Below are 18,304 nucleotides of genomic sequence, written 5' to 3' on the forward strand. Positions count from 1 at the left end.
GATAAAGGCCCACAGCAGTTTGTGCTTTTCAGCCCTTGTGGGACTTCACAGCTTCGGTGAGCTGCGGTGCGACGTTGAACAGGTCGCCCACGATGCCGAAGTCGGCGATCTCGAAGATGGGTGCCTCTTCGTCCTTGTTGACCGCGACGATGGTCTTGGACGTCTGCATGCCGGCGCGGTGCTGGATGGCACCGGAAATGCCGAGCGCGATGTACAGCTGCGGGGAGACCGTCTTACCGGTCTGACCGACCTGGAACTGTCCGGGGTAGTAACCCGAGTCCACAGCGGCACGCGAAGCACCGACTGCAGCGCCGAGGGAGTCGGCCAGCTCTTCGACGACGGAGAACTTGTCCGCGCTGCCGACACCACGTCCACCGGAGACGACAACCGACGCCTCGGTGAGCTCCGGGCGGTCGCCGCCGACGATGGGCTCACGCGAGGTGACCTTGACGGCACTCTCGTCCTGGGCCGGAACCTCGACGGTGATCTGCTCGCCTGCGCCGGCCTGCGGAGCAGCCTCGACTGCGCCCGGACGAACCGAGTAGACCGGAACGTCGCCGTTGGCCTTGGCCTCGACGGTGAACGCGCCACCGAAGATGGAGTGGACGCCGGTGCCGTCAGCCTTGATCTCGATGACGTCGGTCAGCAATCCGGAGCCCAGACGTGCGGCCAGACGACCGGCAACCTCTTTGCCCTCGGTGCCGGCTGCGGTGATGACTGCTGCCGGGCTGGTGGACTCGACCAGAGCGGCGAGAACGTCGACCTTGGGGGTGACGAGGTAGCCGTCGATGTCGTCGGACTCGGCGACGTAGATCTTCTCGGCGCCGGCTGCTGCCAGAGCGTCGGCGAGCTTTGCTGCGGTGCCCGCGGGGCCGGCGACAACTGCCGACGGCTCACCGAGTGCGCGTGCAGCGGTGATGAGTTCGGTGCTGACCTTCTTCAGCGCACCCTCTGCGTGCTCTACGAGCACAAGTACTTCTGCCATGACTTAACTCTCCCTGAGTTCTTCTGCTGGATGTCTAGAAGGGCGCGATCAGATGACCTTGTTGCTGACGAGGTACGCGGCAATCTTGGTGCCACCGTCTCCCTCGTCGACGATGCGCTCACCAGCGGTACGGGGGGGCTTGGGGGTGGAGGACGTCACGGTGGTGCCGGCGTTGGCAACTCCGACGGTCTCCGGGTCGACTCCGAGGTCGGCCAGCGTGTAGACGAGAACTTCCTTCTTCTTCGCGGCCATGATGCCCTTGAAGGACGGGAAGCGCGGCTCGTTGATCTTCTCGGTGACCGAGACGATCGCGGGCAGCGAAGCCTCGAGGCCGAAGACGCCCTCGTCGGTCTCGCGCTCACCGGTGATCTTGCCGTCGGCGACGACGACCTTGCGCAGCTGCGTGAGCTGCGGGATGCCCAGGTACTCGGCGATGATGGCCGGAACAGCGCCGACGCGGCCGTCGGTGGCCTCGTTGCCGGCGATGATCAGGTCGGCAGGCTCGTCGTTCTCGAAGGTGATCTGGCCGAGAGCAGCAGCGAGCGTCCATGCGGTCTGGATCGCGTCGGAGCCGTGCAGTGCCGGGTCGTTGATGTGGACGGCCTTGTCGGCGCCCATCGAGAGAGCCTTGCGGATAGCGTCGGTGGCGCGGTCGGGTCCTGCGGACAGCACCGTTACCTCACCGCCCTGAGCTTCCTTGATGAGGAGTGCTTCTTCGACGGAGCGCTCGTTGATCTCGTCGAGGACTGCGTCGGCGGCTTCACGGTCAAGCGTGTAGTCGCCGTCGGTCAGCTTGCGCTCGGACCATGTGTCGGGGACCTGCTTGATCAAAACAACGATATTCGTCATGGGTCTTCGTCGACCTCCTGTGTGTAATTCACCTGATAAATCGTCTGTGGTGCTCGCGCAGTCCGAGCGTCCGAAAAGAGAGTCCGACAGGTCTCCCTACGGGCGAATTTCTCGGTTCACGTCGGCTGTGCGTTAGATTACCCCACGTTAAGTTACCGGTGGGTAACTTAACGTGGAACCTCGTCCACCATAACGGCACGAACAGGAATTGACAGCAGTGATCTGGACCACGGCGAACACGTTCTACTCGGATGGCACTAATCTCGCACGGGTGAGTGAAACGAGTGTCAGCAACCACGAGGACGCACCCCTGCCCTTGACGGGCGAACGAACCGTGCCAGGAATCCCCGAGGAGAACTACTGGTTCCGACGCCACGAAGTGGTGTACCGCGCACTTCTGGAGCGCTGCACGGACCGCCGAGTCCTCGAGGCCGGTTCCGGAGAAGGCTACGGCGCCAACATGATTGCGGACGTCGCAACAAAGGTTACCGGCCTCGACTACGACATCTCCGCGGTCGAGCACGTCCGTGCCCGCTACCCCCGCGTCGAGATGCTCCACGGCAACCTCGCCGAGCTTCCACTGGCGGACAACTCGGTTGACGTCGTCGTCAATTTCCAGGTGATCGAGCACCTGTGGGATCAGGGTCAGTTCCTGCGCGAATGCTTCCGAGTTCTCGCTCCCGGCGGTGAACTTCTCATCAGCACCCCCAACCGGATCACCTTCTCCCCCGGCCGCGACACGCCGCTCAACCCTTTCCACACTCGTGAGCTCAACGCCTCCGAAATGACCGAATTGCTCGAAGACGCCGGATTCCGCGTTCAGTTGATGACCGGCGTCCACCACGGTTCGCGCCTGAAGGAACTCGACGCCAAGCACGGCGGATCGTTCATCAATGCGCAGATCGACCGCGCGTTGGCCGGCGAGCCCTGGCCGGAAGATCTCACCCGCGACGTCGAGGGCATCACCGTCGACGACTTCAGCATCAGCGAACCCGACATCGACGACAGCCTCGACCTCGTCGCTATTGCCGTGAAGGAAACCGGCGAGTGAGTAACGCAACACCCGTCACCGAACCGGGGATGTTCGCCCTGGTTCTGCACTCCCATCTGCCGTGGCTCGCCAACCACGGCAGATGGCCAGTCGGCGAGGAATGGATCTACCAGTCCTGGGCTGCGTCGTACATTCCGCTCGCCGCCGCGCTACGACGCCTGGCCGACGAGGGCCGATCGCACCTGCTGACGCTGGGAATCACGCCCGTACTCGCGGCCCAGTTGGACGATCCCCACTGCCTCGCCGGGATGCATCACTGGCTCGGCAACTGGCAGATCCGCGCCCACGAGGCTGCCGGCATGCCGGACGCGGCGCACCGCGAACTCGGCGCGCGCGAACACCGGGCGTCAGCTGCCGCTCTCGCAGATTTCGAGACTCACTGGCAGCACGGCGCCTCACCGGTGTTCCGCGACCTCATCGATCGCGAGGCCTTCGAGCTTCTCGGCGGGCCGCTGGCCCACCCGTTCCAACCGCTGCTCGATCCTCGCTTGCGGGCGTTCTCCCTCCGCGAAGGTCTCGCCGACGCGCATGCCCGGTGGAATCACACTCCGACCGGGATCTGGGGACCCGAGTGCGGGTACACCCCGGGCATGGAGCGCGGGTACGCCGAAGCGGGCGTCACCCACTTCATGGTCGACGGCCCCGCCTTGCGCGGCGACACGTCCCTCGGCCGCCCGGTTCGAGAATCCGACGTGGTTGCATTCGGCCGCGACCTGCAGGTCAGCTACCGCGTCTGGTCCCCCAAGTCCGGATATCCGGGTCACGCCGCCTACCGCGACTTCCACACCTACGACCACGAGACGGGTCTCAAGCCGTCGCGGGTCACCGGACGGACCGTCGACTCCGCCGACAAGTTGCCGTACGACCCCGAACTCGCTGCGGCCGCCGTCGACAAGCATGTTGCCGACTTCGTCGAAACCGTTCGGGCGCGTCTGCGCAGTGAATCCACCCGCATCGGCCGCGACGCCCTGGTGGTCGCAGCTTTCGACACCGAACTGTTCGGGCACTGGTGGCACGAAGGTCCGCAGTGGCTCGAAAAACTCCTGCGCGCGCTTCCCGAGGCCGGAATTCGCGTCGGCACCCTCGCCGACGCCAAGGCATCGGGATACGTCGGCGAACCCGTTCAACTCGAGGATTCGTCCTGGGGATCGGGTAAGGACTGGCGTGTCTGGGCCGGCGATCAGGTGTCCGACCTGGTGCAACTGAACTCCGAAGTGGTGGAGACCGCGCTCGGCACCGTGGACAAGTCTCGCGGACGCGACAACGCACCCGGACGACCGGAACTGCGAAACCGCGTCAACGATCAGATACTTCGCGAGACACTGATGACAGTTTCGAGCGATTGGGCATTCATGGTGAGCAAGGATTCTGCCGCGGGGTACGCCCGCGAACGCGCACACAAGCACGCCCACGCGACCAGGGAAATCTCCGAAGCGCTCGTTTCCGGCCGCGATGCCGTCGCCGAGCGACTCGCCGAAGGCTGGAATCGCGCCGACGGGTTGTTCCCGGGACTGGATGCTCGCCGTCTACCTGACACAGAACTGAGTCCGTCGTGAAAATTCTCATCGTCTCGTGGGAGTACCCCCCGGTCGTTGTCGGCGGCCTCGGCCGACACGTCCACCATCTCGCCACCGAGTTGGCGGCTGCAGGCCACGAGGTCGTTGTTCTCTCGCGTCGCCCCTCCGGCACGGATGCGTCGACGCACCCGACGATCACGCACATTTCCGAGGGCGTCCTTGTCGTCGCAGTGGCCGAGGACCCCGCGCACTTCGTCTTCGGCGAGGACATGCTCGCGTGGACCCTCGCGATGGGTCACGCGATGGTCCGTGCCGGGATGGCGCTGCACAAGCCAGGAGTGGGCGAGGGCTGGCAGCCCGACGTCGTGCACGCGCACGACTGGCTGGTCGCACATCCGGCGATCGCCCTGGCCGAATTCTATGACGTCCCACTGGTTTCCACACTTCACGCCACCGAGGCGGGTCGCCACAGCGGCTGGATCTCCGGACGCATCAACCGCCAGGTCCACTCCGTCGAGTGGTGGCTGGCAAACGAATCCGACTCTCTCATAACTTGTTCGGCGTCCATGCAGGAAGAAGTGACCGAGCTCTACGGCCCGACGCTGCCGCCGATCACCGTCATCCGCAACGGAATCGACGTGACCACGTGGAACTTTCGCGAACGTGGACCGCGATCCGGACCGCCGAAACTCCTCTTTGTCGGCCGCCTGGAATACGAGAAGGGCGTGCAGGACGCCATCGCAGCACTCCCCCGAATCCGTCGTAGCCACCCCGGCACGACCCTCGCGATCGCGGGCGAAGGCACCCAGTTCACCTGGCTCTACCAACAGGCACGCACGCACCGCGTCGCGCGGGCGGTGGACTTTCTCGGCAACCTCGATCACACGGAACTGCTCAGCTGGCTGCACGGAGCGGACGCCATCGTCCTGCCGTCGCGCTACGAGCCGTTCGGGATCATCGCCCTCGAAGCGGCGGCGGCCGGCACTCCGCTGATCACGTCCACCGCAGGCGGACTGGGCGAAGCCGTCGTCGACGGGGTGACGGGGATGTCCTTCCAACCGGGCGACATCGCCGGGCTCACCTCGGCTGTCCGCGAGGTACTCGACGATCCCGCCGGGGCACAGGAACGGGCAGTGGCCGCCCGCGCACGCCTGACATCGGACTTCGACTGGCATCAGGTCGCCGAGGAGACTGCTCACGTCTACGCGGGCGCGAAGCGTCGGGTGCGACAGCCGTTGGCCCGTCCGCAGATCCCCGAGCGTCCGCTGCCCGGTCGCTGAGCTCGCTTTGTGCTGATCTCAGGGGGTCGGGAGTGGCGCGGTGAAACGAGAACTCGCATCCCCGAGCAGATGGCCTGGTGGCAGCATCCGGCCGCACAGCACGAGCAGGAGATCCTGCGCCGCCCCGTGAACCTCGGCGCCGGCACCGTACGTCCAGTCTCGGTCGTCGGCGCGCAACCGAGCGCCGTCGAGGTCAGTTCCGAAATACTTCAGGGTTTTGGGCGAGAGTCCGCTGAGCACACGAGTGAGCCGGTCTTCGGGCACCACGTAATCGTCGCCGAGTGCCACGCGAATGTCCTGACCGTGGATCACGTCGTGCGAGAGCGCACCCTCGAAGCCGCCGCCTGGAGGCTTCCACGGGTGTGCAACGTTGTCGCGAAGCGAGGCAAGCAGTTGTCGCTCACCGACTTCCGACGCATCGGCGAGCGCTCGCCGGTTCGACATCTTGTTGAAGTTTCCGCGTGACTTGACCATTTCCACGACGAATCGCGGCGCCGAGTATCGGTAGGGCATGGTGATGTGCGCGATCACTTCGCGGACCCGCCACCCCTCGCACAGGGTCGGCGCGTTCCACTGCTCCGTGCTCAGGCCTTCGAGAAATCCCACCAGTTCGCGGCGCTGCGCCACGACCCATTCGGGTGTCTGTTCGCTCATGTCGGCACTCCTTTCACCGGCGCAGACTTTCGGCGCCGATACCGATACAGACCGGTTGCGGCGCCGAAAGTAATCGCTGGTTCTGCCAAAAAGTGAGCTACGACGTCGACGACGCGTCGGCAGCGTCCGCAGCAGCCTTCTTGCGTGCGATGTCCTCGAGCGCCGCGATGTACTTTGCACGATCGGCAGCGCCGGCTTCCCAATCGGACTTGCGGTTCTTGACCGCCTTCGCGGGCGAGCCGACCGCGATGCTGTAGTCCGGGATGTCTCCCTTGACGACGGCGTGCGCCCCGAGGACACAACCGCGTCCGACGCGGGTATTTCGCAGCACGGTGACCTTCGCTGCCACCCAGGTGTCCGGGCCGATACGGACGGGGCCCTTGACGATGCCCTGGTCCTTGATCGGTGTGTTGATGTCGTCCATGCGGTGGTCGAAATCGCAGATGTAGCACCAGTCGGCTACGAGCGTCGACGCACCGATTTCGATGTCGAGGTAGGTGTTGACGACGTTGTCCTTGCCGAAGACGACCTTGTCGCCGATGCGCAGCGAACCTTCGTGGCAACGGATCGCGTTGCCGTCGCCGATGTGTACCCAGCGCCCGATCTCGAGGCGGGACAGGTCGGGGGTCGAATGGATTTCGACGTTCTTGCCGAGGAACACCATGCCGCGCAGGATCACGTGCGGGTTGGCCATCTTGAACTTGGCGAGACGGTAGTACCGCACCAGATACCAGGGTGTGTACGCCTTGTTCGCCAGAACCCATTTGAGGGAATCGACCGTCAAGAACTTGGCCTGATCGGTGTCGCCTCGGCGTGATCCCCGCCATCGAGTGCGCAACGGTGCGCCCCACATGCTCGTCATGAGTGTTCAGCCTACGTGGGGCCGACTCACCGACCCTCGGGGTGTGCCCCGTCACGTTGCCCCGGTCGGGATAGTCTCTGGTCCGGGCTTGTGCAGTTACCGAGGGCTCTTGATCAAGTGAAGGCAGGGAGATTGTGATGCGGCGGGTCCTACGGTCGTCCGTGATGGTGTCGACGGCGATCGCTGCGGCCCTGATCGCCGGTTGCGGCAGCGACGACGGACGGGTGGACCGGTACGCGTCGGCGGGTTGGCCGGCCATGCATGCCGACGCCCGCAACAGCGACACGAGCCCGGTCACCGGATCACGCGATGTCGAGTTCGCATGGTCACGCCCTCTCGGCGGTCCGGTTGCCGCGTACGCCTCGGTGGCCGCGAACGGTCAGAGCTTCGTCACCGCGCGCACCAAGAACGGCTGCAATCTCTTCTCGTTCCAGATGGATTCGGGTCGCAAGAAGTGGTGCGCTCGACTCAACGACGGAGTAGTCGCCTCGACGCCCATCGTCGACACTGCCACCAATGTCTACGTCGGCGAGAGCGGCGCGATGATGTCCTTCACCGAGACTGGTCAATTGCGTTGGCGCACGCTCGTTGTGGGCACTCCTCTCTCGTCACAGTTCACCGGCGACGGAAACCTGTTGTTCATCACCCAATTGGGTCAGATCAACGTGCTCAACCCGCAGACCGGCGCAAAAGTGGTTCCGTCGTTCGACCTGATCCCGCCGCCGTCGATCGACCAGGGCGCGAATGCAGAACTCATTCCCGACAACAAGGGTTTGAACGAGTGCTTCCTCGGCACGTCCGGCTGCCCGGTGGCCAATACCCCGGCAGTGGACCTGGGCACCGGCAAGTTCTACTTCACCTTCTACGGACCCAGTTCTCAGGCAGCCGATCTGGTGGCCATGAAGTACACGGGCGGCGACAATCCGTCCATCACCCGCGAGTGGTCCACCGACGCGCTTCCCGGTGGAACGGCGTCGAGCCCGGACCTGTCGAAGGACGGCAAGACCGTCTACGCCACCGACAACAACGGATCTCTCTGGGCAGTGAACGCTGAAACCGGTGACACCAGGTGGAGTTACGACATCGGCTTCAACTCGGCCGGTAGTGCCTCGACGTCCGACGACGGTTTGATCATTCCCGCCGGCGGCGACAAGGGCCACCTCCTTGCCGTGCGCGACGAGGGAGATCACGCCGAACTGGCCTGGGAACGTAAAGACCTTCTGCAACTGGGCGTTCCGGCGCAGACCGCCGGCGACACCGGATACACCGTCGTCCGCGAGGGTGAGAACGGACTGAGCCTGATCACCTTCGACACCGAAACCGGTGAGACGGTGGATCAGGACACGTTGCCGGGAGCAGTCGGCTTCACCGTCGGCACCTCGATCGGCCCCAAGGGCGAAGTGTTGACGCCCAGCGCAATCGGTGAGCTGTTCGTCTTCAAGTGAGCTAGCGGGATGCCTCACAGATGAAGGCCGACGCCGATCGCCCGATCCGTACGATCACGACGCTCAGCGCAAGCGAGCCCTTGAGCTTGAGCCGTGGACGCAGCACTGCCGGGTCCACGTCGACTCCTCGCACCAGGATTTCGGCCACACCGCAGTCCCGCTTGGACAGTGTCTGTTTGAGCAGTTTCTCGGAGTACTTGATCTGCTCGAGGATCCGGAATCCGCGAACTCCCTCAGGGACGCTGTCACCGGTCAGATAAGCGATGCGTGGATCGAGCTGCCAGAGGCCGTGTCTGGCCGCGTAGTGGCGCACGAGGCCCGCGCGTACCACCGCTCCGTCCGGGTCGATGATCCACTCCCCCGGCGCTTGCTCCGGAATCACGTCGTCCTCGGCGTCGGTGATCGCCCATCCGCTCCCGTCGGAGCGAAGGACCGAAGCTCGGCGCGTGACGCCGGACTCGGCCAGTCCCGTCGACCACAGGCAGGCTTCCTTGACGCCGCCGTCGAGTGAGACGACCTCGACTTCCCCGTCCCAGCCGAGATTGTCGAAATCGAGTCCCGGAGCGCACTTCACCGCGAGATCACGGCCGGAGTACGCCTCGATGAGGTCCGGCAACGGTGGCATCAACGCTGCCGGATCGTGAGTGCGGCGACCGCCCGATCGCCGTGCGGGGTCTGCCAGTACGACGGTGTCGCGTGTCGTCGGGCGGAGCGCGTCGGCCCGCAGCAACGCTGCGCTCGGCACATTGCGCTGTGCCATCGCCAGGCGAACGGAATCGATGTCGCTGCCGATCACGCGATGCGCAACTCCGGTCAAGGCATGCAGTTCGGCGCCGATGGAGCACGTCACGTCGTGGACGTCGCGTCCGATCAGACGCTGCGCGCGGTGGGCCGCGACAACGCCGGGAGTGGCTTGTTGCATCGCGTCGTCCGTGAACAACCATTGCTCACTGCCCGGCAGTTTGGCGGCGGCTTTACGTCGAAGCAGGACGGTGTCCACGAGCGCAGGCATGTGATCACGGAAACGCGTACGCGTGGACAGTTCGAGCTGATCCACCTCGGCCAAGGCAGCTACGCCGGAATCACTTCCGAGATAGTCGACGTCGCCGAGGGTGAAGTCATAACCCAATTCAGTTGCCGGGCTTCACGCCGGTGATCATGACGTTGTAGAAGAATCCGCGAGGAACGACGTGGCGGAGCACCTTCTCGTCGACCCAGCTGAGTGTCTTCCAACCACCGAAAGCGAAACGCCCCCAGCCCCAACCGAGCTTCTCCGGCGGAACAGCCGCTTCGAAGGTACGGACAGGCCAGCCGAGAAGCGCCGCGGCGAATTCCTCGGTGGCAGCGTGGACCTGATCGGCGCCCGCAGACTTCGCCATGTTCTCGAGGTCGGTGGGGTCGAACGTGTGGATGTCGACGACAGCTTCGAGAGCTGCTGCACGAGAAGACTCGTCGAGTTCCTCTTGCGGACGACGCCAGTCTGCGAGGAACGGCAGCTTGGTCACGCGTGTGGTTGCTTCCCACGTCGCGCGGCCGAGCCAGCGGGCGTAGAAGTTGCCGACAGTGGTGGGCTCACCGGCGAAGACGAAACGTCCGCCGGGCTTGAGGACACGAAGGACCTCACGCAGCGACTTCTCGACGTCCGGAATGTGGTGCAGCACGGCGTGGCCGACCACCAGGTCGAAGGTGTTGTCCTCGTACGGAATGGTCTCGGCATCGGCAACACGGCCGTCGACCGGAAGGCCGAGGCTTTCGGCATTGCGCAGTGCGACCTTGACCATGCCGGGCGAGAGGTCGGTGACCGAACCGGTCTTGGCGACTCCACCCTGCATCAGGTTCAGGAGGAAGAATCCGGTGCCGCAACCGAGTTCGAGCGCGCGCTCGTACGGGAGCGGCTGATCGCCCGCGACGGCGTCGAAACGACCACGTGCGTAGTCGATGCAGCGCTCGTCGTACGAGATGGACCACTTGTCGTCGTAGGTTTCGGCTTCCCAGTCGTGGTAGAGCACCTGGGCGAGCTTGGTGTCCTTACGAGCGGCCTCGACCTCTTCGGCCGTGGCGTGCGGCCGCGGCGCGGGGTCGACTACCGAGGTGTCGGTAGCGGCGGGCGGCGTGACGGTTGCGTCGTCATTCGGGCTGGCTGTCATGGCGGCTATCCTACTCGCTGGTAAGAGATGAACAAGTTCTAGTTTAGGGGAGCCTACTCGCCCGTGAACTCGGCCTTGCCCGGACCGTTGGCGATGAACGACTCCATGCCGATCGCCTGATCCTTGGTCGCGAACAATCCGGCGAACAGATGCTGCTCGATCTTGAGCCCGGATTCCAGGTCGGTGTTCAGACCCTCGTCGATGGCTGCCTTGGCAGCAGCCAACGCACGTGACGCTCCCCCGACGAACTGCGAGGCCCATGTCCGGGCCGCGGTGTACACGTCGTCGGGAGCGACGACCTCGTCGACCAAACCTATGGCCAATGCCTCGTCAGCCCCGACGAAACGGCCGGTGAAGACCAGATCCTTGGCCTTGGCCGGACCGATCAGACGAGCCAGACGCTGCGTTCCGCCGCCACCGGGAATGATTCCGAGCAGAATCTCCGGAACTCCGAGCTTGGCGTTGTCTCCGACGATCCGGCGATCGGCCGAGAGTGCAACTTCGAGTCCACCGCCGAGTGCGTATCCGGTGATCGCGGCAACGGTCGGCTTCGGGATGGACGCCACGGCGCCGAGTCCGGCCTGCATGCCGCCGATCGCGTCACGGATCTGGCCGTAGTCCATCTCGGCCATTTCCTTGACGTCTGCACCTGCTGCGAAGACTTTCTCGCCGCCGTAGACGATGACGGCCTTGACTGCCTTGTCGACGGTCGCAGCGTGTGCGGCAGCAGCCAACTCGTCCTGAACCTGACGGTTCAGAGCGTTCATGGGCGGACGCGCCAGACGGATGGTGCCGATGCCTTCGGAAACCTCGAGAGTCACAAATTCAGCCATGGTCGAGAGGTTACTTTGCCGCCTTGACCGACCACGGATGCGGCCCGGCGACGTAGTAACCGTCCTGGTTCGGGAACTCGACGCGCAGCGTTTCCTCGTCGGTGATCAACGTAGGCAGGATGACGGGAATCTCCGGCTCGGCTGCGAGTATCTCCGCCACCGAACTGAACTTGGCCAATTCGGTCAGCTGACTCCACGTCGGCGGCAACAGGATGCTGCCACCCTCCCGCCAATGCGCCAGCGCGTCCTGCGGGCTCTGCCAACGAACCTCGGCGGCCTCGGAGGTGACGCCGTCCGCGATCTGTCCGGTCGGTGACGCTGCGACGAAGAAGCGCGTGTCGTAGCGGCGGGTCTCGCCCACCGGCGTGATCCAGTTCGCCCACGGCCGCAGCAGATCCGTTCGCAGGACCAGGTTCTCCTTCTTCAGGAAATCGCTGAACGACAGCTCGTGCTTTTCGAGAGCTACTCGGTCCTGTGCGTAGCCGGCCGTGTCCGCGACGACGGTGTCCGCGGTCGGTCCGGCGAGTAGGACGCCGCACTCCTCGAAAGTTTCCCGCACCGCAGCCAAGACGAGAGCCTTCGCCCGAGCCACATCCGTGCTGAACCGCTCGGCCCACCATTCGACCGACGGTCCGGCCCACTCGACCTCGGCCGTCGCATCGGACTTGTCGACGCCGCCGCCGGGGAATACCGTCATGCCCCCGGCAAACGCCATCCCCTGTACTCGTTGAAGAAGGAAGATCTCGATCCCGGATTCGGCATCGCGCACCAAGATGACGGTCGACGCATCCTTGGGCTCGGGGACAGCGTTTGCATTCTCGTTAGCCATGCTTCGCGAACCTACGCGATCTGTGATCTGGGCCGCATTTCAGGTCCCACTGAAGCTCACGCGCGATGAGCTCCGGACGGCCTCGCACGGCGCGCGAAGTATCGGCCGTCCGCCTTGTCGAGGCTGATGGACTGGCTGAATGCCGCGCTCAGATTTTCGGCGGTGATGACGTCGTCCAGAAGGCCCTGAGAGACGACCTCCCCTTCCTTGAGAAGGAGTGCGTGGGTGAATCCCGGCGGGATTTCCTCGACGTGATGGGTGATCAGAACGGTAGCCGGGGCGTCCGGATCGGCAGCCAGTTCGGCGAGTCTAGCCACAAGTTCCTCACGTCCACCGAGATCGAGCCCGGCGGCGGGCTCGTCCAGGAGAAGAAGTTCGGGATCGGTCATCAAGGCTCGCGCGATGAGGACGCGCTTGCGCTCGCCTTCGGAAAGCGTCCCGTACGTCCGATCCGCCAGGTGCTCGGCGCCGAGGCTTTCGAGCATCTCCACAGCGCGCGAGGTGTCCATGGATTCGTACTCCTCGCGCCACCGACCGAGAACGGCATAGCCCGCCGACACGACGAGGTCGCTGACCTTCTCGTCGCCGGGCACGCGGTTCGCCAACGACGACGAGGACAAACCGATTCGCGGGCGCAACTCGTTGACGTCGACCTTGCCGAGAACTTCGCCAAGGAGGTGGGCAGAACCACTGGTCGGGAAAGTCTCACCGGCCGCGATACGCAGCAGCGAGGTCTTGCCGGCACCGTTGGGTCCGAGCACCACCCATCGCTCGTCCAGCTCCACTTTCCAGGTGACGGGCCCCACGAGAGTGGACCCTCCCCGACGGATGAGTACGTTGTCGAAATCGATGAGCAGATCTGGATCAGGTAGCGGCACCCGAACATCTTCCCGCACATTCTCCGGCCGTTCACGGCAGGATCATCTTGCGTGTCGCCTCTCATCGAAACTCACACCCCGACGCCCGGGTCTCCGTTCCCACTCGGCGCCCACATCGTGGACTCCGGAACCCAGTTCGCGGTCCACGCCCCAGCTGCGTCGAGCGTCCAGATCTGCCTGATCGACCAGGACGGAAACGAAGATCGCGTCGAACTTCGGCAACACACGTACGGAATCTGGCACGGAATCATCTCCGGGATCGGTGCGGGGCAGCGTTACGGAATTCGGGCGTCCGGCCCGTGGAATCCGCGCGCCGGGCTGAGACTTAATCCACACAAGCTGCTCGTCGATCCGTGGGCGCGCCGCATCGAGGGGGATCTCGGTGATCACCGTGCCCTCCTGTCGTACGCCGACGATCCCTTCGGCGACCCGTCGACGGTCGACTCGCTCGGCCACGTGCCGCTGTCCGTGGTGACTCCCGGCCTCGCGCCCGCCGGAGCCCGCCTCGAGACGCCGTGGGAGGAAAGCGTCATCTACGAACTGCATGTGGGCGCGTACACCGCCAGTCATCCAGGAGTACCCGCCGCCCACCGCGGAACGTACCTCGGCCTGACGGCACCGGCCGTGATCGATCACCTCGTCTCACTCGGCGTCACTGCCGTGGAACTGCTTCCCGTACAGGCATTTCTGACCGAACACAGCGTCCGCGAGCGAGGGATGCGCAACCACTGGGGATACTCGACGGCGTCGTACTTCGCCCCGCATCCCGGATACGCGGCAACTCCGGGCGGCGAAGTCACCGAGTTCCGGATCATGGTCGACGCACTACACGCGGCAGGCATCGAGGTCGTCCTCGACGTCGTCTACAACCACACCTGCGAGCAGAGTGTCGACGGAATCAGTGTCAGCTGGCGAGGTTTGGACGGCCCCGGCTATTACCTTCTCGACGGCGACGGCCGCGACATCGACCTGACCGGGTGCGGCAACACGGTCGACGCCTGCTCCCCCATCGCCGTCCGCATGATCACCGACAGCCTCCGTTACTGGGCCACCGAAATGGGTGCCGACGGCTTCCGATTCGATCTTGCGAGCGCGTTGGGTAGGCCGCGCGGCGGAGGCTTCGACCAGCGGGCGTCCATCCTGTCCGCCATCTCCTCCGATCCGGTACTGACTCGGTGCAAGCTCATCGCCGAACCGTGGGATGCGACGGCCGACGGTTACCAGGTCGGAAACTTCGGACTCCAGTGGTCCGAATGGAACGACAAGTACCGCAGCACCATTCGCCAGTTCTGGAACGGCGGATCCAGCGTCCGGAAGGTCGCGTCGCGCCTCGCCGGTTCCGAGGACATCTTTGCTGGCAGCGGCCGTCGCCCCTGGGCGTCGATCAACTTCGTCACAGCGCACGACGGGTTCACCGCCGCCGATCTGGTCGCGTACAACCACAAGCACAACGAAGCCAACGGTGAAGACAATCGTGACGGCGCCGATCACAACGATTCGTTCAACCACGGAATCGAAGGCCCGAGCACCGATCCCGAGATTCAGGACGCCAGGGCACGTCATGTACGGGCGCTACTGGCCACGCTCGTGCTGTCGACAGGCACACCGATGCTCACCGCCGGAGACGAGTTCGGCCACAGTCTCGGCGGAAACAACAACGCGTATTGTGTTCCCACACTTGCCTCCCCAGCCGATTCGTGGGCCCTGGACTGGACGGCGGCCGATCAGTCGTTGGTGCAGTTCGTCTCCCGAGCGTTCGGATTACGCCGAGCGGCACCGGCGTTGCGTCAGCCCGAATTCTTCGAAGGCAGAAGAAGACTGGAGCACCCGGACCTCGTCTGGTTCGACGCTGCCGGCGTCGAGTTCGACGACACCGCATGGTACGACGAGAGTCACCGAACGCTGCAGGCCTGGATCGACGGAGCCGACGTTCGGTCTCACACTCGAACCGGGCGCCCACTCGGTGACGACAGTTGGCTCCTGATCCTGCATTCCGGTGGACCGGTTCAGGTCACCGTCGGCACTCCGGAATGGTTCGACGGCACCTTGACTGCATCGTTCGATTCGGCTTCACCCACCGGAGAACCTGCCTCCACGGCCGAAGTTCCCGTCGGCACCGAGATTTCGCTGACCGGCCCCACGGTCTTGGCCTTACGTTCCGTGACACGTCCTCCGGTCACCGCTGCTGTCATGGAATCCGGCAGCACCTTGATGAGGAATTGAATGGTCGGTCCGATCCCGAAGGCGTACAACACTGTTCCGACGCCGACGGTTCCACCGAGGAGCCATCCGGTCGTGAGGACCGCGATCTCGATGCTGGTACGCACGAGCCTGACCGACAGACCTGTGCGAGCGACCAGTCCGGTCATCAATCCGTCGCGGGGGCCCGGCCCCATGCCCGCGCCGATGTAGAGAACGCTGGCCAGTCCGTTGAGGAGGATTCCCGCGACCATGATCATGGCTCGAACTGGCATGGAATCAAAGACCGGCAAGAAGGCCAGTGAGGTATCCACCGAGATGGCAATTACAACGACATTGGCGACCGTTCCGAATCCCGGCCGCTGACGGATCGGAATCCAGAGCAGCAGTACCACCGCACCGGTAATCGCAGTGATCACGCCGAAACTGAGCGAAACATGCTCGGCCACGCCCTGATGGAACACATCCCAGGGATCCAGACCAAGACCGGCTGTGATCATCATGGCCATCGAGAAGCCGTACAACCACAGACCAACGAACAGCGAGGCGAATCTCCGTATCAACACCCGACCATCTTGATGGCCACTGGACTGTTCATCCATAGCCAAGTTGCCGATACTGGACTGGTCGGTTGCGTCTCTACGGAACCGCGATGACTGTCATGGAGCCTGGTGCCACTTCCGTGAAACCAGCGTCACGAACCGCGACGGCCTCCGACTTCTTCAGCCGAACTACTGCTTCGGCCCACTGTTCCGGGCTCGCGTCGCGCACCGAGCAGCGAAAGTCGTTCTGCGCCCAGGCCCAGCACTGTTTCTCGGACATGGCCGCCGCCAACAACATCGAGGCATGCCCGACCTGTGCCGACGCCTTGCCAACCGTCATCTCGAGCGCCGAGTCGATCCACAGCACCGGAAGACCAGGCTCCGGCGGGCCAGGCTCGTCGTGCTCGAGATCGGTCCCACCGATCTGCAACTTCTTGATTCGCGGGTCCAGTTCTCCGACCGGCCCGGGAACCAGAGCCCGCGCCTGCGCGCCATCCACATCGACGGTGATTCCCGGTACCTCCTGCGCGGCGAGCCACTGCGCTCCTCGCGCTCGACGAGACACCTTCCGAATCCGGGCACCCACCCACGCCGAATAGTCCTCGTGCCAGGGGCCGGGTTCCCCGTCTTCGGTGAACCCGACGCGTTCGTCCAGACACAGCGCCACAGCCGCCGTTGCCGCAGCCTCGAGCAGTGCGGTGCGCTTGGGCGGGTCTGCCTTCGGAATGTGCAGAACGATCGGCATCGCCAACACCAGCGCCGGATCCGCGGGATCGTCTCGCCCTCCGTACCCAGCAGCCAGCACCGCGTGGCGCTCGCGCCAGCGCGAATCGGGGCCGGACATCACAGCTGGATCGGAACTGAATGCTGGATCGGAACTCATGGAATCGGTACGCGTCGCACGCCACCGTCGACGGCGTCCGCAGCCTCGACCTCGTCGCGGGTCACACCGAGAATGAACAGCACAGCGTCGAGGAAGGGATGCGACAACGCAGCATCTGCGACCTCCCGCAACGCAGGCTTGGCGTTGAACGCCACGCCCAGGCCCGCGGCGTTGAGCATGTCGATGTCGTTGGCACCGTCACCGACGGCGACGGTCTGTTCCATCGGCACACCGACCTGATCGGCGAACTTGCGCAGCGCAACGGCCTTCGCGGCGCGGTCGACGATTTCACCGATCACACGTCCGGTCAGCTTGCCGTCGACGATTTCGAGGGTGTTGGCGTGCACGAAGTCCAGTTCGAGTTCGTGTGCGAGGCCTTCGATGACCTGCCGGAAGCCACCCGACACCACGCCGCAGTGGAATCCGAGGCGGCGCAGGGTGCGAATCGTGGTTCGCGCACCCGGCGTCAGTTCGATGCTCTCTGCCACCTCGTCGATGACGGAGGCGTCGAGACCGGCGAGTGTCGCCACACGCTGGTGCAGTGATTCGGTGAAGTCGATCTCGCCGCGCATCGCAGCTTCGGTGACGGCGCGGACCTCGTCCTCGACGCCGGCCTTCGCGGCGAGCATCTCGATGACCTCGCCCTGGACGAGCGTCGAGTCCACGTCGAACACGATCAGACGCTTGGCCCGTCGAGCGAGACCTGCGCGCTCGACCGCGATGTCGACGTTTTCGAGTGCGGCGACCTCGGCGAGTCCGGTGCGCAGCTTCGCGTCGCCGTCGGTCGTATCGGCCGCGCTGACGCTGAGTTCGAGGCCGGTGACCGGATAGTCGGCGACACCACGGATGGAGTCGATGTTTGCGCCCTGCTTCGCGAGTTCGCGTGCAACCGATCGCATTGCGCGAGCATTGACCGGGCTACCGAGAACAACGACCGCGTGGGTGGACACCGCGGGCCGTCCGGGATCGGCACCGATTTCGATGTCGACGTTCATTCCGACCGTCGCCATCGCCTGTTCGAGTTCTTCCTGAAGCGCTTCGGGATCGTTCGGGCAGGCGACCATGACACCGAGTGTCAGTCGACCTCGAATCACCACCTGCTCCACGTCGAGTAGACGCACATCGTGCCGCGACAGCGCCGCGAACAGTACCGAGGTGACGCCAGGGCGGTCCGGCCCGGTCACAGTCACCAGAACAGTGGTGTCAGAGGCACCCACCGAAAACTCCGATCGTTTCTTCGTTCGCGTCTTGATCGTCACTATTGTGCCAAGCGAAAGGCCCCCCCCCTTAATCGGGCGGGGCCATCGCTGATTTATTCAGTGTGTTTCTTAGGTCAGGTGCGGCTGTCGG

16 protein-coding genes and 1 pseudogene are annotated in these 18,304 nt (G+C 64.5%); 5 read left to right on the plus strand and 12 right to left on the minus strand.

Going from position 1 to position 18,304, the window contains the following annotated elements:
- Positions 1-28: 28 nt before the first annotated feature.
- Entirely contained in the window at positions 29-985 is a 957-nt protein-coding gene (locus tag AC1Q61_RS31860) for an electron transfer flavoprotein subunit alpha/FixB family protein (protein WP_003944698.1), read from the minus strand.
- Between the two features lie 48 nt (positions 986-1,033).
- A complete protein-coding gene (locus AC1Q61_RS31865; protein ID WP_003944754.1) occupies positions 1,034-1,834 on the minus strand; it encodes an electron transfer flavoprotein subunit beta/FixA family protein in 801 nt (266 codons plus the stop codon).
- 271 nt (positions 1,835-2,105) lie between these two features.
- Here AC1Q61_RS31865 and AC1Q61_RS31870 point away from each other — a divergent pair, with 271 nt between their 5' ends.
- Genes AC1Q61_RS31870 through AC1Q61_RS31880 form a run of 3 tightly spaced genes read left to right on the plus strand, consistent with a single transcriptional unit; the run spans position 2,106 to position 5,682 of the window.
- A complete protein-coding gene (locus AC1Q61_RS31870; RefSeq protein WP_042451468.1) occupies positions 2,106-2,885 on the plus strand; it encodes a class I SAM-dependent methyltransferase in 780 nt (259 codons plus the stop codon).
- Positions 2,886-2,914: 29 nt separating this feature from the next.
- Positions 2,915-4,441, plus strand: a complete 1,527-nt coding sequence (locus tag AC1Q61_RS31875) for a 1,4-alpha-glucan branching protein domain-containing protein (RefSeq protein ID WP_075835245.1) — start codon at positions 2,915-2,917, stop codon at positions 4,439-4,441.
- Positions 4,438-5,682, plus strand: a complete 1,245-nt coding sequence (locus tag AC1Q61_RS31880) for a glycosyltransferase family 4 protein (protein ID WP_003944732.1) — start codon at positions 4,438-4,440, stop codon at positions 5,680-5,682. The genes AC1Q61_RS31875 and AC1Q61_RS31880 overlap by 4 nt, the downstream gene beginning before the upstream one ends.
- Positions 5,683-5,700: 18 nt before the next feature.
- Here the strand turns inward: AC1Q61_RS31880 and AC1Q61_RS31885 are convergent, their stop codons facing one another.
- Positions 5,701-6,336 (minus strand): maleylpyruvate isomerase family mycothiol-dependent enzyme, encoded by a 636-nt coding sequence (locus tag AC1Q61_RS31885; protein WP_042926126.1) that lies wholly within the window; start codon positions 6,334-6,336, stop codon positions 5,701-5,703.
- A gap of 97 nt (positions 6,337-6,433) precedes the next feature.
- Complete coding sequence (locus AC1Q61_RS31890; protein WP_054187773.1) at positions 6,434-7,198, minus strand: acyltransferase; 765 nt, start codon at positions 7,196-7,198, stop codon at positions 6,434-6,436.
- Between the two features lie 137 nt (positions 7,199-7,335).
- Between AC1Q61_RS31890 and AC1Q61_RS31895 the strand changes: the two genes are divergently transcribed.
- Positions 7,336-8,643: an outer membrane protein assembly factor BamB family protein gene (locus AC1Q61_RS31895; RefSeq protein ID WP_215515839.1), complete on the plus strand. Its 1,308-nt coding sequence runs from the start codon at positions 7,336-7,338 to the stop codon at positions 8,641-8,643.
- A gap of 1 nt (position 8,644) precedes the next feature.
- On the opposite strand, the gene AC1Q61_RS31900 is transcribed toward AC1Q61_RS31895, so the two are convergent.
- From AC1Q61_RS31900 to AC1Q61_RS31920, 5 genes are read right to left on the minus strand one after another with little or no spacing between them, the layout of a single operon-like run.
- Complete coding sequence (locus tag AC1Q61_RS31900; RefSeq protein ID WP_492654924.1) at positions 8,645-9,772, minus strand: THUMP-like domain-containing protein; 1,128 nt, start codon at positions 9,770-9,772, stop codon at positions 8,645-8,647.
- Between the two features lies 1 nt (position 9,773).
- Positions 9,774-10,790 (minus strand): class I SAM-dependent methyltransferase, encoded by a 1,017-nt coding sequence (locus tag AC1Q61_RS31905; protein ID WP_003944733.1) that lies wholly within the window; start codon positions 10,788-10,790, stop codon positions 9,774-9,776.
- Between the two features lie 53 nt (positions 10,791-10,843).
- The gene (locus tag AC1Q61_RS31910) at positions 10,844-11,623 is read right to left on the minus strand and encodes an enoyl-CoA hydratase/isomerase family protein (RefSeq protein WP_003944701.1); all 780 of its coding nucleotides are present in this window, start codon (positions 11,621-11,623) and stop codon (positions 10,844-10,846) included.
- Positions 11,624-11,633: 10 nt separating this feature from the next.
- Positions 11,634-12,452 carry an NUDIX hydrolase gene (locus AC1Q61_RS31915; protein WP_003944751.1) on the minus strand — a complete coding sequence of 273 codons (819 nt, stop codon included), beginning with the start codon at positions 12,450-12,452 and terminating at the stop codon, positions 11,634-11,636.
- A gap of 56 nt (positions 12,453-12,508) precedes the next feature.
- On the minus strand, positions 12,509-13,330 hold the full coding sequence (locus AC1Q61_RS31920) for an ABC transporter ATP-binding protein (RefSeq protein WP_003944728.1): 822 nt from the start codon (positions 13,328-13,330) through the stop codon (positions 12,509-12,511).
- Positions 13,331-13,381: 51 nt separating this feature from the next.
- Between AC1Q61_RS31920 and glgX the strand changes: the two are divergent.
- Positions 13,382-15,424, plus strand: a pseudogene (glgX, locus tag AC1Q61_RS31925) (glycogen debranching protein GlgX); the annotation flags it as partial.
- Here the strand turns inward: glgX and yczE are convergent.
- From yczE to serB, 3 genes are read right to left on the minus strand one after another with little or no spacing between them, the layout of a single operon-like run.
- A complete protein-coding gene (gene yczE, locus AC1Q61_RS31930) occupies positions 15,337-16,131 on the minus strand; it encodes a membrane protein YczE (protein WP_215515836.1) in 795 nt (264 codons plus the stop codon). The pseudogene glgX and the gene yczE sit on opposite strands and share 88 nt — an antisense overlap.
- Positions 16,132-16,168: 37 nt before the next feature.
- Positions 16,169-16,954: a peptidyl-tRNA hydrolase gene (locus AC1Q61_RS31935; RefSeq protein WP_063836273.1), complete on the minus strand. Its 786-nt coding sequence runs from the start codon at positions 16,952-16,954 to the stop codon at positions 16,169-16,171.
- A complete protein-coding gene (gene serB, locus AC1Q61_RS31940) occupies positions 16,951-18,171 on the minus strand; it encodes a phosphoserine phosphatase SerB (protein WP_042926136.1) in 1,221 nt (406 codons plus the stop codon). Before serB ends, AC1Q61_RS31935 begins: the two co-directional genes overlap by 4 nt.
- Between the last annotated feature and the right edge of the window lie 133 nt (positions 18,172-18,304).

The sequence above is a fragment of the Rhodococcus sp. MPR-R1B genome, assembly GCF_058793255.1.